Below are 15,528 nucleotides of genomic sequence, written 5' to 3' on the forward strand. Positions count from 1 at the left end.
CGCGTCAGACGTGTATCATAGACAGGTCCGCCGCCTGGCCCTGCCCCCACTCCGCCACCTCCAGCGCATCGGCGATCCGCCCCGCCAACACCAGCGCGCCCACATGTGCGTCCGCGATGTTGAACCTCATGTGGGGCGCATCCGAACACCGGATCGCGATCTCGTACCCCGCCTCCGCAACGCGCACGGCCTCCGCCGTCCGACCCGCGTCCCCGTGAATCGTCGCGAGCGCCCACGCCATCTCCGCGCCGACGATCGGCGGCAACTCCTCCAGCACAAGACTCTTCGCGACCTCCAGAGCCGCGTCCGGCTGGTCCGTCGCGAACCAATACACCGCACTCACCGCGTCGATCGATCTCCGCGCCAGGCCCGAGGCGACGGCCACCGCGCCCTCGTCGATCACCTCTTTCGCCCGCACCGGATCGGCCAGCGCCCACAGCAGATTGCTCGCTCGCAGGTACGTGAACCGGGCACGCTCCTCGTCGCTCAACTCCGCAACCACGACGGACGCCAGCAGCTCTTCGGCTTCGTCACCCCGCCCCAGCCATGACAACGCGTGCGCCCGCAGAAATGAAGCTTCGGGTCCGCCGCCCGCCCGCACCGCCGCTCCCGCCAGCCGATCGGCGAGCGCCAGATCCGCCAACGCGATGGCGCCCAGCGCCGCTCGGACCAATAACTCGACGTCCGGATCCAAATCGGACTCGAGGCGCAGCGCCCCGCGCCGAACCAGCACCCTCACGTCTCCGCCATCGTCCGCAAGCTCGACAGCCAGCATTCCCCGCAGCCGCCGCAGCCTCGTCGCCGCCGCTCGCCTCCTGCGCACCTCGCCGTACAGCGGGTGCGCCAGCCGCACCTCGATGCGCCCATCGAGATCGTCGAGCCGTATCAGGCCACGCAGATCGGCCTGTTCGACGGCATCCGGATCGACGATCCGTCGTAGCGTTCCCAGCTCGATCGGTTCACCGATCGCCAGCGCATCGACAACGGCCCCGACCGCGTCGGGCAGTGCGCCCATGCGTGTCTCGACCAGCTCGACAAGGCCGTGCGGCAAGTCCGGCTCACCGACCCACTGCCAGTAGCCGTTCTGCTCCACCAGATGCCCGTCGGTGACCGCCTGCTCGACCATGTGCCGCAGATACAGGATGTTGCCCTGCGTCAGCTGCCACAGGCTTCTCGCTGTCTGCGGGTCCACCGAACCGCCCAACACCGCCGACAGCAGCGCCGCCGACGCGTCCGGTGACAATGGCTCGAGATCGACTCGCTCGAACTCGCCGAGCTTCCAAAGCTCTTGTATTGCAACCGGAATCGGCTCGTCATTCCGCAGTGTCAGCAGAACCTTCGCGACGCCGCGCTGCACGACCTGATCCAGAACGAACATCGAAAGATCGTCGAGCAGGTGCGGGTCGTCCACACCCACCACGACCGGCCCGGCCGACGACGCGGCCGTCAGCGAGTCGATCACGCTGCACACCAACTGCAGGCTGTCGTCGCCGACCAACCCCGGCCACGACGCCAATGCACCGAGCGGAATGCCCCGTCCGCACGAGGTCCCGACCACCCAACGGAGTTCGCAACCCCTGGCCGCCGCGCCGGTCAGCGCCTCGCGCGCGATCCGGCTCTTACCCACGCCCGCCGAGCCGCTGATGACCACGCCGGACGCATCCGCATCCGAGAGCGCGGCTTCGATGAGCCGCAACTCCTCCCCGCGCCCTGCCAACGGCCACGTCAACCGCATCCACACAGCCTAAAAGAGCAGGTAGAGCCGCGTGGGCCTAACGAAATCACCCGGGCCGCGAAATCTGACAGCCCAACCCGGGCCTTGAGTAGTCGCAGCCGCGATGGCGACCCAAATACAAGTACCGCTCTACTCTCCCCGCCCGCCCCGCGCCGGGCGAATATCGATTGACCTGCACCAATTGCGTCAGTAGCGCCGAACGGGAGAGGGAAATGAGCCATCATTGCCTTGCTCTCGAGTTTGCGCAGGCGATGAAGGTGGGCCAGTGATGATCACGACGGCCACTCCACTCACGCTGGACGCACGTGCGTCCGGCGCATGGGCGCGGCGCTTCGCCCGCACGACACCTGGATTGGTAGTGCTGATCGCGGTCGCCGTCGCGACGCTCTGCATCGTCGCGGGCGTGGTGTGCGCCGCCGCGCTCAACGGGCGGATCGCCGAGCAGAAAGCGGTCCTCGACCACTCCGAGCCCTTCGCCTACGCAGCGCAGAACCTCTACGCCGCGTCCTCGGCCGCCGATGCTGCAGCGGCGACGGCGTTCCTGTCCGGCGGGAACCAGACGCCCCTGATGCGGGCGCGCTATCAGCAGGCGTTGGCGTCGGCGGCGTCCGCGCTCGCGGACGCAACGGCAGGTGCACCCGACGCCGAAACCCGCAAGGCGCTGGCCGAGGTGTCGGCGCAACTGGCCACCTACACCGGTCTGGTCGAAGCGGCGCGAGCCAACAACGCGCAAGGCTTCCCGATCGGGTCTGCCTACCTCCGCGAAGCCTCATCGTCGATGCAGACCAAGCTCCTGCCCGGCGCAGAGAAGGTCTACGCCGCCGACCTCGCCCGAGTCGAACAGGCTCAGCGCCGCGTCGGCTCCCTTCCGATGATCGGCCTCGCGCTGCTCGTCGTCGCTCTGGCCGCGATCGCTATCGGCTCGGTTGTCATGTTCAAGCGCACCAACAGACGATTCAACCTCGGCCTGCTTGGCGCCGCCGTGGTCGTGGCGGTGGTGATGGTCTGGATCGTCGGCGCCGTGCGTCTGGCGGCAGGCGACATCGAGCGCGGCCGGACCGAGGGTACCGCGCGCTTCGGGCAGCTTGCGGAGGCGCGCATCCTGGCCCAGCAGGCCCGCACCGACGAAACCCTGCAACTGATCACCCGCGGCGACATCACCACCAGCGAGAAATCGTTCTACGGCCACATCGAGGAACTAGCGGCACGGATCGGCACAGCCTCGCCGGAAGCTGCGGCAGCCGTTGACAAGTGGGTCGCCAGCCACCGCATACAGGTGGACGCCTACCGGGCCGGCGACTACCCGGCCGCGGTGGCACAGGCGCTCGGCACCGACCCCGGCGCATCGGGCGCGCAGTTCGGTGCTGTCGAGACGAGCCTGCGCGACGCGATCGAACGCGCCCGAGCCACGATGCGCGATCACGTGTCGGACGCCGGCGGCTATCTTCTTTGGTTGCCGACGGGGGTGCTCGTCTTGATGACGGTGGCCGCAGTGGCCACAGTCGTCGGACTGTGGCCGCGGCTCAAGGAGTTCCTATGAGAACGCGCGGCGTAGTGGTGTTACTTGGACTCGCCATGACGGTGACCGGGTGTAGCGCGACGTCGACGCCACCGCCGTCCGTGTCGATCGCCCCGGCACCGGTGAGACCCGCTGGGGCGCAGGAGATCACAGCCGTCCCAGAGGCGGCGACGGCGGAGTGCGCCGACGCCGAAGCCAGCCTCCGGCCCGGCCCGCAGCCTGCGCCGGGCGCCATGCCACCAGGATCGACCATGGCGGCCATCCAAGAACGCGGCCGGCTCATCGTCGGCGTCGACCAGAACACCTTCATGTTCGGCTACCGCGATCCCGCTTCTGGCAGGCTGGAGGGATTCGACATCGACCTCGCCCGCGAGATCGCGCGCCGCATCTTCGGCGATCCCGACCGGATCGACCTGCAGGTGGTCGAAGCGGGCCAGCGCGAGTCGGCGCTCGACTCCGGACGGGTCGACCTGGTGGTCCGGACGTTCTCGATCACCTGTGAGCGCAAAGAGAATATCGACTTCTCCACCACGTACTTCTATGCCAAGCAGCGCATCCTTGCGCGCAGGGACTCGGGAATCGGTTCTGCCGCAGATCTTTCCGGCAAGAGGGTGTGCTCGGTCTCGGGGACGACCTCGTTGAAGCGAGTGTTCGACTTGGATCCGCGGCCGACCCTCATCGGTGTCACCAGCTGGACCGATTGTCTCTTGATGCTGCAGCAAGGCCAGGTCGATGCGGTCAGCACCGATGACGTCGTGCTGAAAGGCCTTGCCCGCCAGGATCCCGACGTCGACGTGGTCGGCGAGAGCTTGGGCATCGAGCCATACGGTGTAGGCATCAAGAAGGGCAACGACGACCTCGTTCGATTCGTCAACGGCGCCCTGGAAGACATTCGGGCCGAAGGGACTTGGGAACGTCTCTACGACAGGTGGCTGCAGAGCCTCGGGCCGTCGCCCGGACCGCCGACGGCGAGGTATCAGGACTGATGACGGACATGCTGACCCTCGCCGACGTAGCGACGAAACTGGTCGAGCTGGAAAGTCACCCAGGCCTCGAACACCTGCGCCGCTATTCACCGGCGGGTGTGACCGCCCAGCGGTGGGCACTGATCGAAGCCGCGCTCGGCAGACTGTGGGACGACCTCGCCCGCCTCGAAGAGATCAGCGCCTCCGGTGACATCGCCGACGGGATCGAGCGGATGAACGCCGTATACCCGGAGATACTGGCGTTCTTCGACAGCGTCGATGACATCAATACGATGGTCGCCAAGCAGATTGCGCCCCTGCTGAGGCAGATCGACTCCGCTGGAGGCGCGATTCTGAACGAGGTCACCGACCTGTTGGCGGCGTCGGCGACCGACCCGCTGTCGTTGACGGTCGACGAGATCGAGCGTCGGATCGCCGCCATCGCGGAACTGGCGGCCCTTCAGGCCAACTGGCCCGAAGCCATTGCCGAAACTTCGGCCCGCCTCGACGCGTTGCGCGATGCGGTGAAGCACGCCGCGCAGACACGCGAACGCGCCACCAACAAGGTGCTGACGGGGCCGCTTCCGGTGGCCGCCGACGCCGAGCCGAAGCTACGCACAGAGCTGGCCTCGATGGCGGGGCCCGACCCGACCGCGCTCCGGGAGCTGCAGCAGCGAATCGCGTCGGCGCTGCAACGCGTCCGTCAGGACGAGGCGCTGGCGCAGGGTCTCCTTGACCGGCGCACCGAACTGAAGGGGCGGCTGCGGGCGTACGCGGCGAAGGCGGCACGGCTCGGCCTGGCCAAAGACCGGGATCTGATGTCGTTGCGCGGAACCGCATCGGGCCTGCTGGCCCAGCAGCCGTGCGACCTGCGCGCCGTGACCCAGGCCGTCGTCGAGTATCAGCAGACGCTCGCCACTAAGCGGGAGGCGTCATCATGACGTGCCTCGAAACCGACTGCAGCGGAACCGTCGTCGACGGCTACTGCGACGTGTGCGGTACCGCACCCGCGCCGGAAAAGGGTGTCTTGACGTCGACGGCACCGATGGGGTCGACTCCTCGCTCTCGCGGGTCGGCACGCACGTCCAAGACCGCAGGAACCCGTGGACGGCTCGGCGCCGGGGTGGTGGTGGTCCCGCCGGTGCCACGGGGTAATCCGGCCAAGGCGATCCTCATCGATCCGCAGGTTCCCGAGGGTCACCGCTTCTGCGGCAACTCCGAGTGCAACAAACCCGTCGGGCGTGGACGCGCGGGAAAACCCGGTCGCGCGGAGGGCTTCTGCACCCAGTGCGGCACGCCGTTCTCCTTTGTTCCCAAGCTTTCTCGCGGCGACCTCGTCGGGGGGCAGTACGAAGTCCGCGGCTGCATCGCTCACGGCGGCCTCGGCTGGATCTACCTGGCCATCGACCGCAATGTGCACAACCGGATGGTGGTGCTCAAGGGCCTTGTGCATTCGGGCGACGCCGACGCGATGGCCACCGCCGCCGCCGAAGCCCTCGCCCTCGCCGAGGTGGAGCACCCCAACATCGTCTCGATCCACAACTTCGTCGAGCACAAGGATTCGGAAGGCACGACGGTCGGCTACATCGTGATGGAGTACGTCGGTGGGACTTCGCTCAAACAGATCCGCAACGCGCACAACGGTCCTCTGCCACCCGACCAGGCTGTCGCCTACATCGTCGAGATCGCGCCTGCGCTTGGCTACCTGCATGGGGAAGGCCTGGCCTACTGCGACTTCAAGCCGGACAACGTGATGCAGAGCGACGAGCAGCTCAAGCTCATCGACCTCGGCGCCACCGTCGCGATGGACGACGACGGCGCTGTCATCTACGGAACGCGCGGCTACCAAGCGCCCGAGATCGCTTGGACCGGCCCCACTGTCGCCAGCGACGTCTACACAGTGGGCCGCACCCTCGCGGTTCTCGTCATGGAGAACGACCGCTTCACCGAGCAGTTACCCGGACCCGAAAGCGTCCCGGTGTTCGCGCAACACGAGTCGTTGTATCGCGCCATCCTTCGCGCTACCGACCCCGCTCCCGAGCGGCGCTTCCCGTCCATGGACGAGCTCGCCGACCAGCTGACCGGCGTCCTGCACGAGATCGCGGCTTGCGACACCGATCACCCACAGCCGCGAATCTCGTCTCACTTCAGCCCGCAGCGCGCCATCTACGCGGCGGGTTGGGACGTGGCGTTGTCGACGGAGTCGGTGATCGCGGCGCTCGGTGTGCCCAGGGTCGACGCCAACGATCCCGGCGCGGCACTGCTGGCCACGACGAGCGGCACACCGGCCGCCCAACTGGAGCAGACGCTCGAGCATGCCGTCGGCGGTCAGAACCATCGCAGCAACTCCATCGAGGTGCCGCTTCGACTGGTCCGCGCCTCACTCGAGGTCGGTGCCGCCAAGGACGCTCGTCGGCGGCTTGCCGAACTCGAGTCGGTCATTACCGGTGACTGGCGACTGACGTGGTACAGCGGACAATGCGCCCTCCTGGAAGGCGACTTCGACTCGGCCGCAGTGGATTTTGACGCGGTGTTGACGATGTTGCCCGGCGAGCTCGATCCCAAGCTGGCGGTTGCGGCGACCGCAGAACTGCACGGCGCCTACGACGTAGCGGCACGCTACTACGAGGCGGTGTGGCGGACGAACCACAGCTTCTACAGCGCGGCGTTCGGCCTTGGGCGCCTACGGGCCCGTGCGGGCGACCGCACCGGCGCCATTGCCACACTCGACCAGATCACCACGGCATCAGCGCACTACACCGCGGCGGGCACCGCCGCTATCGAGATCCTCCTCGACGGACGAACCTCCGACAATCTGGACGAACCGACGCTTCTCGATGCGGGCAAGCGCGCCTCGGCGCTGACGCTGGAGTCGACAACCAAGCGCGCGACCATCCGCCTGAAGGTGCTCGGCGCCGCCTTGGACTGGCTCGAGGCTGGAAACACTCCCAAGACGTCCCGCCTCTACGGCGCCGACTTCGACAAGGAAGGTATCCGCATCGGAATGGAGCAGTCGTACCGCGCGCTGGCGCACGAATCCACCGACATGTGGGAGCGCATCACATTGGTGGAGAAGGCAAATGCGGTCCGGCCGAGGACCAGGATATGAACGACGAGAGGGGGACGTGCATGCAATGCGGTGCGGTCGTCGTTCCCGCCGATCTGTTCTGCGAGGGCTGTGGCGCCATAGTGGGGGCGGTTCGCCGTGTCGCGATTCCGGGGCAGGCGCGGTCTCAGGAGCTTCCGTGCTCCGACTGCGGTGGTGCGACGTATGTCGACGACTACTGCGCCGCATGCGGGAATCGACGCGCCGAGCCCGCTCGCGACGAGGCTGACCTCGACGGGATCGTGCTGATCACCGACCGCGGCCTCGAACATCCGCGCAACGAAGACGCCGCCGCGGCGGGGATCGTCGCTTGTGGTTCCGGCGAGGCCATCGCCGTCGCCGTGTGCGATGGAGTGTCGAGCTCGTCGGCCGCGGACACGGCGGCGAAGGCCGCTTCGGCCGCAGGCGTCGACGCGATGCTGAATGCACTTGCTGCTCAACGGGAACCGGAAGCAGCCGTGATCGCAGGTCTGACCGAAGCTGCCAGGGCAGCGGTGACTGCCGGCGCTGGGACCCCGGACCTGGCCATCGCGCCATCGTGCACCTATTCGGCGGTCGCCGTCCTTCCGAACGCGGACGGCACGACCGAGATCGCCGTCGGCAACGTGGGGGACAGCAGGATCTACTGGCTTCCCGAACCCCCCACCCACGCGCGATGCCTGACAGTCGACGACTCCGTCGCGCAGGAGTTGATCTCCGCAGGCGTCGGCGCCGAGTCGGAAGCGGTCCAGGCCGGGGCCCACACCATAACGAGGTGGCTCGGCGCCGACGCCGAACCGACGCCGTGGTCGGACTCCAGCGTTCGGCCGATCACCATCGCCGAGCGAGGCGTGCTGCTGGTGTGCACCGACGGCCTGTGGAACTACCTGCCCCAGGCCGATGACATCGTGCGGATCTGCAACGGATACGACGCGGCCGAAGCGGCGGAGGCACTCGTCGCCTACGCGTTGAGCGCAGGCGGCCAGGACAATATCACAGTCGTACTGATTCCCATCGGAGGTCATCAATGAGTACGGCTGAGCAGCAGAGCATCTCGGGCATTGCCGTCGATGTCGACCACAACCCCTATTTGGGCGAGGGCAACGGGACGGTCGACGCAATCATCAGTGTCGCCGTCGGAAGCGAAACGGTCGCCGACAAACTGCCGGAGCGGGTCGAGGCCATCATCATCGACTGTTCGACGTCGATGCGGTCGCCGCGGGACAAGTTCGACGGAGCCAAACGTGCCACAAAGGCGGCGGTCGGCGAAATGGTCGACGGCACTTTCTTCACCATCATCGCCGGCAGCGAGGAAGCACAAGCGGTCTACCCCGAAGACGGACAACCGACACGGGCAAGCGAGGCAACCAGGGCCGCGGCAGCGCACGCCGTCGATAGCCTGCAAGCCAACGGCGGGACGGCGATCGGCACCTGGCTCGCGCACGTCCGAAGAATCGCCGAACAACATCCAGGCTCGTTGACCCACGCGATTCTGCTCACCGACGGCAAAGACGAGCACGAAACCCCCGAGAAGTTGGGAGAGGAGATCGGCCTAAGCGAAGGCGAATTCACCTGCGACTGCCGGGGAGTAGGGACCGACTGGCGCGTCGAGGAGCTACGGGCGATCTCATCTGCACTCCTCGGCACGGTCGACATCGTCGCCGACCCGGCGGATCTCGCCGACGACTTCGCCGCCATGATGCGTGCCTCGATGGACAAGTCGATCCCCGAACTGACCCTGCGCGTTTGGACACCCGCGGGGGCGACGATCGCGTTCGTCAAGCAGGTCGCACCGAGCGTGCAAGACCTGACCCAGCGACGCGTCGACGCAGGAAGACAGTGCGGTGGATACCCGCTTGGCGCATGGGGCCACGAAGAGCGCGACTACCACCTCCAAGTCGAGGTCGAGCCGGCAGCGGCCGGGCGGGAAAAACTCGCCGCGCGCGTGACCGTCGTCGCGGGAGACGAGGTCCTCGGCGAGGGTCTGGTGAAGGCGATGTGGACCACCGATACCGCGCTGTCGACCCGCATCAATAGCCGGGTAGCGCACTACACCGGCCAAGCGGAGCTGGCGCAAGCCGTTGCGGACGGGCTGGCCGCACGCAAGAACGGCGACATCGCGACTGCGACCGCAAAGCTGGGCCGCGCAATGGAACTCGCCAAGGAGTCCGGAAACGAGGGCACAGCCAAGTTGCTGGCTGAAGTCGTCGAGGTCGACGAGCACACGGGCACTGCACGGTTGCGCCGCGACGTCGCCGCGGCCGACGAGATGGCGCTCGATGCGCGATCGACCAGAACCGCGCGCGTAGGGAAGGAGGGCTGAATGCCCACCTGCGTCGAAGGGCACGCAACCCAAGCCGTCGACTACTGCGACGTGTGCGGATCGCCGGTGACAACCCCGGTAGCGCAACCTGTCGCCACGCCGGCCGCATCAAAGGCGTGCCCGGCATGTGGCGCGCCGATCGGCGGTCGCTTCTGCGAGGCGTGCGGCCATGACTCCGCACTGCCCGAACCCGCTGCCGCACCGCAGCCGCTCGAAGCACCGGCGCCCATCGAGTGGACCGCCACCGTCACCGCCGACCAGGACTACTACAAGCGCGTGATCGCCCGCGGTGGCCCCGACACCGTCGACTTCCCCGAGTTCTTCCCGGAACGCCGAATCGTTTTGTACGGCAACACATTGATCGGTCGGACCAATCGGAAGCAAGGCGTCGAGCCTGGAATCGATCTCGGTATTCAGCCGATCGACCGCGGGGTGTCGACGCAACACGCGGTCCTGCGGATCCAGGGTTCGGAGCTGACCGTCACCGACCTGGGGTCAACAAACGGGACCAGCCTCAACGACAGCGACGATCTGTTGGGCAACGGCGAGGAAATCACCCTCGCCGACGGTGACCGCATACACCTCGGTGCCTGGACCACGATCACGGTCTCCAAGTCCGAAAAGGGACGCACATGACCGTGCAGAACCGGGAGCTGCACGACGCGCTCGAGCAGTTGGCGGCGAGCCGGGAGATTCTCGCCGCGTTGGGCCGCGACGTGTCGAACCCCGGTGCCGTCCTCGACACCGTGCTCGAATACGCCGAACGACTGTGCGGAGCGGCCGCCGCCCAGCTCTTCGTTCGCGACGGCGACACCTTCCGTCTCTCACGTGTCTCCGGCGAAACTCCCGACGAGTACCGCAGATACTTGATGGCGAATCCGATCGCGCGGAACCGCATGTCCACCGTCGGGCGCGCGGCGGAGGACAAGTGCACCGTCCAGATCCCCGACGTGCTCGCCGACGCCGACTACGGCCGGCTGGACCTGCAGCGGCTCACCGGGTTTCGCACGCTGTTGTCGACGCCCATGATTCTGGAGGACGAGGTCGTCGGCGTGCTGGCGATGTGGCGCACCGACGTCGCGCCCTTCGACGACCATGAACGTCAGCTCCTCGAGGAGTTCGCCGTGCAGGCAGCGATCGTGCTTCGCCAAGTCAACCTGATGCGCGCGCTGGAGTCACGCGGCGCCGAACTATCGGACAAGGTTGAACAACTGGAGGCCCTCCGCGAGGTGGACGAGGCGGTCGGCTCGAGCCTGGACCTCGACGAGGTCCTCGAACGTATCGTCACCAATTCGGTGCGGTTGACCAACCTCGGCTTCGGTGACATCACGCTCAGCACCGAGGGCGGATCAATTCTGGAGTACGACGAGGCGACCGACTCGTTCCACGTTCGTGGCAAGTACGGCAGCAGTCCGGCCCTATGGGAGCGGTTGCGGGACATCACGATTGACCGGAGATCGAGTCCGATCGGACAGGCCGCGCTCGCCGACCAGCCCCTCGAGATTCCCGACCTCGCCGCGGCCGAGCGCGACGAGTTCCTGGATACTCTTTTCCAGGACAGCTGGCGTTCGGTTCTCGCCGTGCCGATGATCGCAGGCGACGAGATGATCGGTGTGCTGGTGATCCGTCGCCGCGGCACCGGCGACTTCCCGCCCGACGTGGTCGAGCTGCTCGAAACGTTCGCCAGCCAATCGGCGCTCGCCATCGTGAATGCGCGCTTGTTCCGTGAGCTCGAGACGCAGAGCAAGGAGCTCGCAATCGCGAGTAACCACAAGTCGGAGTTTCTGGCGAGTATGTCCCACGAGCTTCGCACACCGCTCAATGCAGTGATCGGATTCTCGGAAGTGTTGCTGGAGCGCATGTTCGGTGAAATAAACGAGCGGCAGGAGGAGTACCTGCGCGATATCTGGAACTCCGGCCGCCATCTCTTGGAACTGCTGAACGAGATCCTGGACCTGTCGAAGGTCGAAGCGGGCCGCATGGTGCTCGACCCGAGCACATTCTCGGTTGCAAGTGCCCTCGAGTACACGCTTGCGATGGTTCGCGAACGCGCCGCCGCGCACGCCATCAAGATCTCGGTGGACATCGCAGACGACGTCGGCGACATCGAAGCCGATGAGCTTCGGTTCAAACAGGTCGTCCTCAACCTGCTGTCCAACGCGGTGAAGTTCACGCCCAACGGCGGCAGCGTGTCCGTCGGCGCCCGCCGAAAAGACGCCGAGCTCGTCGTCACCGTCACCGACACGGGTATCGGGGTGCCCGCAGAGGATCAGGAGAAGATCTTCGATTCCTTCCAGCAGGGTGGCCGTGGGCCGGCTAGGGCAGAGGGCACGGGCCTGGGATTGACGCTGTCGCGGCGGATCGTCGGATTGTTCGGCGGTCGCATGTGGCTGGACAGCACCGTCGGCGTTGGAAGCACATTCGGCTTCGCGATTCCCGTCGTGACGCGGCCGCAAGACGTGACGGCCACGCAGCAGCACGGTGAGTTCCCGGTGGTGGTTCTCGTCGACGACGATCGGGCCTCGCTTGATCTGATGTCCGCCTACCTCGACGACGCACCGGTGCAGGTGATACGCGCAACCGATGGCGAGAGTGCGCTCGAGCTGGTTCGTAAGGTGCTGCCCGCCGCGGTCGTGCTCGACATCCAGCTGCCGCGACTCGACGGCTGGCAGGTCCTTGCCGAGCTCAAGGCGGCCGAGGAGACCACCTCCATCCCCGTGGTCGTCGCCTCGGTGGTCGACGATCGGCCTCGGGGAACGGCGCTGGGGGCGGACGTCCAATTACTCAAGCCCGTCAGCCGTGACGACCTGCTCGGCGCCTTGCGAAGTGTCGGCGTCCACACGAAGGGGGCGATTGATGGATGATCCCGTAACGGTACTGGCGGTGGACGACCAATCGGTCAACCTGCGGCTACTCGACGCCGTGTTGACGCCGCGCGGGCACCGCGTCCTCAGCGCATCCTCTGGAGCGCAAGCCCTTTCGCTGCTCGAAACCGAGGATGTCGACCTCGTCCTTTCGGACGTAGTGATGCCGGAGATGGACGGCTACGAAGTCTGTCGCCGAATCCGATCGAACCCGTCGACCGAGTTCCTTCCGGTGGTGATGATCACGGCCAGCGGTAGCGAGCAGCGACTGAATGCGCTGATGGCCGGTGCGGACGACTTCATCACCAAGCCGTTCGATCAGAGCGAGCTGCTCGCGCGTGTCGCGTCGCTGGCGCGCATCAAGAGATATCACGACACGATCCGTCGGCAAGCGGCGGAGTTGGCGGCGTGGAACGCCGAGCTGGAGTCCCGGGTCGCGACACAGGTGGCCGAGCTCGAACGGGCGAGCCGGTTGCGCCGTTTCCTGTCACCGCAATTGGCCGACCTGGTCACTAGCGACGAGCACCTGCTCGAGAGCCATCGCCGCGAAATCGTGGTGCTGTTCGCCGATCTGAGGAACTTCACCCCGTTCGCCGAGACCAGCGAGCCCGAGGAGGTGATGGGCGTACTCGCCGAATACCACGGCGCGATGGGGCAGCTGATCCACCAGTACGGGGGCACACTCGAGCGGTTCACCGGCGACGGGGTGATGGTGTTCTTCAACGATCCGATCCCACACGACGACGCCGCAGAGCGCGCCGTCCGCATGGCGTTGGAGATCCGCGACGCCGTGAATGGGCTGGCCGTGCGTTGGCGGCGCAAGGGGTGGGATCTCGCGCTCGGACAGGGGATCGCACAGGGTTACGCCACACTCGGCCGGATCGGCTTCGAAGGCCGGTTCGACTACGCCGCGATCGGCAGCGTCACGAATCTGGCCGCGCGGCTGTGTTCGGATGCCGGTCCATGGCAGGTGCTCGTCACCGACCGCATTCTGTCGGCCATCGAGCACATGGCCGTCGCCGAAGAGGTCGGCGACGTGCAACCCAAAGGGTTCAGCCGGACGGTACGCGTCCACAACATTCGCGAAATGAACGAGGTGAGCACATGACGCAAACACAGGCCCCAGCACGGACTCTCGGACAGCTGAATGACGAAGAGCGCTACCACGCCTTTGACGGCCTGCAACTGTCGATGGGCACTGCGTGGGACTCGATCCAGAAGAACTTGGCCGACGAATCGGTCGTCGTGGTTCCCTCGATCAGCATCGAGCGCACCACCGCTTCCACCGGCACGGTCACCCAGGCGATGGAGGAGCGCGCTCTGTTCCTGCTGTTGCTGCTCCGCCAACCGCGGCTGCGGATGATCTACGTGACATCGCAGCCGATATCGGAGGCGATCATCGAGTACTACCTCGGGCTGCTTCCCGGCGTCATTCCCAGCCATGCCCGAGCCCGGCTGACCTTGGTCCCCGTGGGCGACGCGTCGCCGACGTCGCTCAGCTCGAAGCTACTGGCGCGCCCGAGGTTGCTTCGAGAGATCCGGTCGATGATCCCGAATCCGGAGCGGTCGCACTTGATTCCGTACAACACAACGCCGCTCGAGCGGGATGTTGCGCTGTCCCTTGGTATTCCGATGTATGGGGCCGATCCGCGTCTCGTCGACCTCGGCAGCAAGACCGGCTGTCGCCGGATGTTCGACGAGTGCGGGGTGCAATACCCGGTCGGGGCGGAGGACCTGCACACGGTCGACGAGATCGTGGCCGCTGTGCAGGGCATGCGCGCGCATCGGCCGTCGATCAGCCAGGCCATCGTCAAGATCAACGAGGGTGTGTCCGGCTCGGGCAACGCCTCGTTGGATCTGGACAACCTGCCTGCTCCCGGGACGGCGGACGAAGCCGCGGCCATCGCCGAGCGCATCGACGCAATGCGACCCGAGGCGGAAACCTTGACCGTGCCTGCTTTTCTCGCCGCATTCGAGAAGGGCGGCGGCATCGTCGAAGAGCGGATCACCGGGGTCGCGCTGGAGAGTCCGAGCGTTCAGATGCGGGCACTGCCGGACGGCACCGTGGAATTGCTCTCCACGCACGATCAGCTTCTCGGTGGAGCCAGTGGGCAGAAGTATCTGGGCTGCGTCTTCCCGGCGGACCCCGGCTACGCGGCGAAGATCGCCGAACCGGCGATGGTGGTGGGTCGTCATCTCGCGCAGCGGGGCGTACTGGGCCGATTCGCAGTGGATTTCGTCACCGTGAAGGACGAGTCAGGGGAGTGGACGCCCTATGCGATCGAGCTGAACCTCCGCAAAGGTGGAACCACACACCCGTTCCTGACGCTGCAGTTCCTGTGCGGCGGCAATTACGACGGTGAGCGGGGCGTCTTCGTGACCCCCGAAGGCGCCACCAAGTATCTCGTCGCGACCGACCATCTCGAGGACGACCGGCTCAAAGTCCTTACCGTGGAAGACCTTTTCGATGTCGTAGTGCAACACGGCGTGCACTTCGACCAATCGCGTCGGACAGGAGTGGTGTTTCACATGATCAGCTGCCTCACCGAGTGTGGCCGCATAGGCATGACCGCGGTGGGTGACAGCCCCGAGGAAGCCTGGCGGCTGTATCAGGAGGCGGAGTCGGTGCTGCTACGTGAGGCGGATCTCGCGCTCGAGGAGGGAGCGGTCATCCACTAGTGCTCTCGGAGCGGATTGGGCGCCCGAGCTCTGACGTCGCGCACACTGGCCGTGATCGACGCGTTGCGATCGAGTTACAGGCGTCATGTGTTGCGGGAAGCCGACTACTGGTGGCTCGATGACGCCGGCTGAGCACCGCGAAATTGTCGTACCCGGTTGCAATGATGGTGTCATGACTTCGACCGCGACCTATGGCGCGGCTGCGGTGCGCTCCGATGAGCGTCTCGCGGCGTTGTTTGAGGAGTTGGCGGAGTTGGCCGGTCAGCGCAATGCGATCGACGGGCGCATTGTGGAGATCGCGGCGGAGATGGACCGCGACGAGCTGTGCGGTTCTACGGGTGCCCGCTCGGTGGCGGCG

Annotated in this window: 11 protein-coding genes and 1 pseudogene; 11 read left to right on the forward strand and 1 reads right to left on the reverse strand. The window is 66.4% G+C overall.

From position 1 onward, the window contains the following. Nucleotides 1-4: 4 nt before the first annotated feature. Nucleotides 5-1,735 (reverse strand): AAA family ATPase, encoded by a 1,731-nt coding sequence (locus tag D6M19_RS33470; protein WP_164478824.1) that lies wholly within the window; start codon nt 1,733-1,735, stop codon nt 5-7. Between the two features lie 268 nt (nt 1,736-2,003). Between D6M19_RS33470 and D6M19_RS33475 the strand changes: the two genes are divergently transcribed. The 11 genes and pseudogenes from D6M19_RS33475 to D6M19_RS33525 all read left to right on the forward strand — a co-directional run. Beyond that, entirely contained in the window at nt 2,004-3,275 is a 1,272-nt protein-coding gene (locus tag D6M19_RS33475; RefSeq protein WP_234835167.1) for a GlnX family signal transduction membrane protein, read from the forward strand. Continuing rightward, nucleotides 3,272-4,240 carry a glutamate ABC transporter substrate-binding protein gene (locus tag D6M19_RS33480; RefSeq protein WP_123029594.1) on the forward strand — a complete coding sequence of 323 codons (969 nt, stop codon included), beginning with the start codon at nt 3,272-3,274 and terminating at the stop codon, nt 4,238-4,240. Before D6M19_RS33475 ends, D6M19_RS33480 begins: the two co-directional genes overlap by 4 nt. After that, nucleotides 4,183-5,160, forward strand: coding sequence for a hypothetical protein (locus tag D6M19_RS33485; protein WP_123029595.1), 978 nt, complete (start codon nt 4,183-4,185; stop codon nt 5,158-5,160). Before D6M19_RS33480 ends, D6M19_RS33485 begins: the two co-directional genes overlap by 58 nt. Beyond that, entirely contained in the window at nt 5,157-7,328 is a 2,172-nt protein-coding gene (locus tag D6M19_RS33490; RefSeq protein WP_123029596.1) for a serine/threonine-protein kinase, read from the forward strand. Before D6M19_RS33485 ends, D6M19_RS33490 begins: the two co-directional genes overlap by 4 nt. Then, nucleotides 7,325-8,335 carry a PP2C family protein-serine/threonine phosphatase gene (locus tag D6M19_RS33495; protein ID WP_123029597.1) on the forward strand — a complete coding sequence of 337 codons (1,011 nt, stop codon included), beginning with the start codon at nt 7,325-7,327 and terminating at the stop codon, nt 8,333-8,335. Before D6M19_RS33490 ends, D6M19_RS33495 begins: the two co-directional genes overlap by 4 nt. After that, the gene (locus tag D6M19_RS33500; protein WP_123029598.1) at nt 8,332-9,627 is read left to right on the forward strand and encodes a vWA domain-containing protein; all 1,296 of its coding nucleotides are present in this window, start codon (nt 8,332-8,334) and stop codon (nt 9,625-9,627) included. Before D6M19_RS33495 ends, D6M19_RS33500 begins: the two co-directional genes overlap by 4 nt. Then, nucleotides 9,628-10,263: a double zinc ribbon and FHA domain-containing protein gene (locus tag D6M19_RS33505; RefSeq protein WP_123029599.1), complete on the forward strand. Its 636-nt coding sequence runs from the start codon at nt 9,628-9,630 to the stop codon at nt 10,261-10,263. Continuing rightward, nucleotides 10,260-12,491 carry a hybrid sensor histidine kinase/response regulator gene (locus tag D6M19_RS33510; protein ID WP_123029600.1) on the forward strand — a complete coding sequence of 744 codons (2,232 nt, stop codon included), beginning with the start codon at nt 10,260-10,262 and terminating at the stop codon, nt 12,489-12,491. Before D6M19_RS33505 ends, D6M19_RS33510 begins: the two co-directional genes overlap by 4 nt. Continuing rightward, entirely contained in the window at nt 12,484-13,599 is a 1,116-nt protein-coding gene (locus tag D6M19_RS33515; protein ID WP_123029601.1) for an adenylate/guanylate cyclase domain-containing protein, read from the forward strand. Before D6M19_RS33510 ends, D6M19_RS33515 begins: the two co-directional genes overlap by 8 nt. After that, a complete protein-coding gene (locus D6M19_RS33520; RefSeq protein ID WP_123029602.1) occupies nt 13,596-15,170 on the forward strand; it encodes a peptide ligase PGM1-related protein in 1,575 nt (524 codons plus the stop codon). The genes D6M19_RS33515 and D6M19_RS33520 overlap by 4 nt, the downstream gene beginning before the upstream one ends. A gap of 172 nt (nt 15,171-15,342) precedes the next feature. Beyond that, nucleotides 15,343-15,528: pseudogene (locus D6M19_RS33525) on the forward strand (hypothetical protein); the annotation flags it as partial.

The organism is Mycolicibacterium stellerae (assembly GCF_003719305.1).
In the GTDB taxonomy this organism is placed as follows: Bacteria; Actinomycetota; Actinomycetes; order Mycobacteriales; family Mycobacteriaceae; genus Mycobacterium; species Mycobacterium stellerae.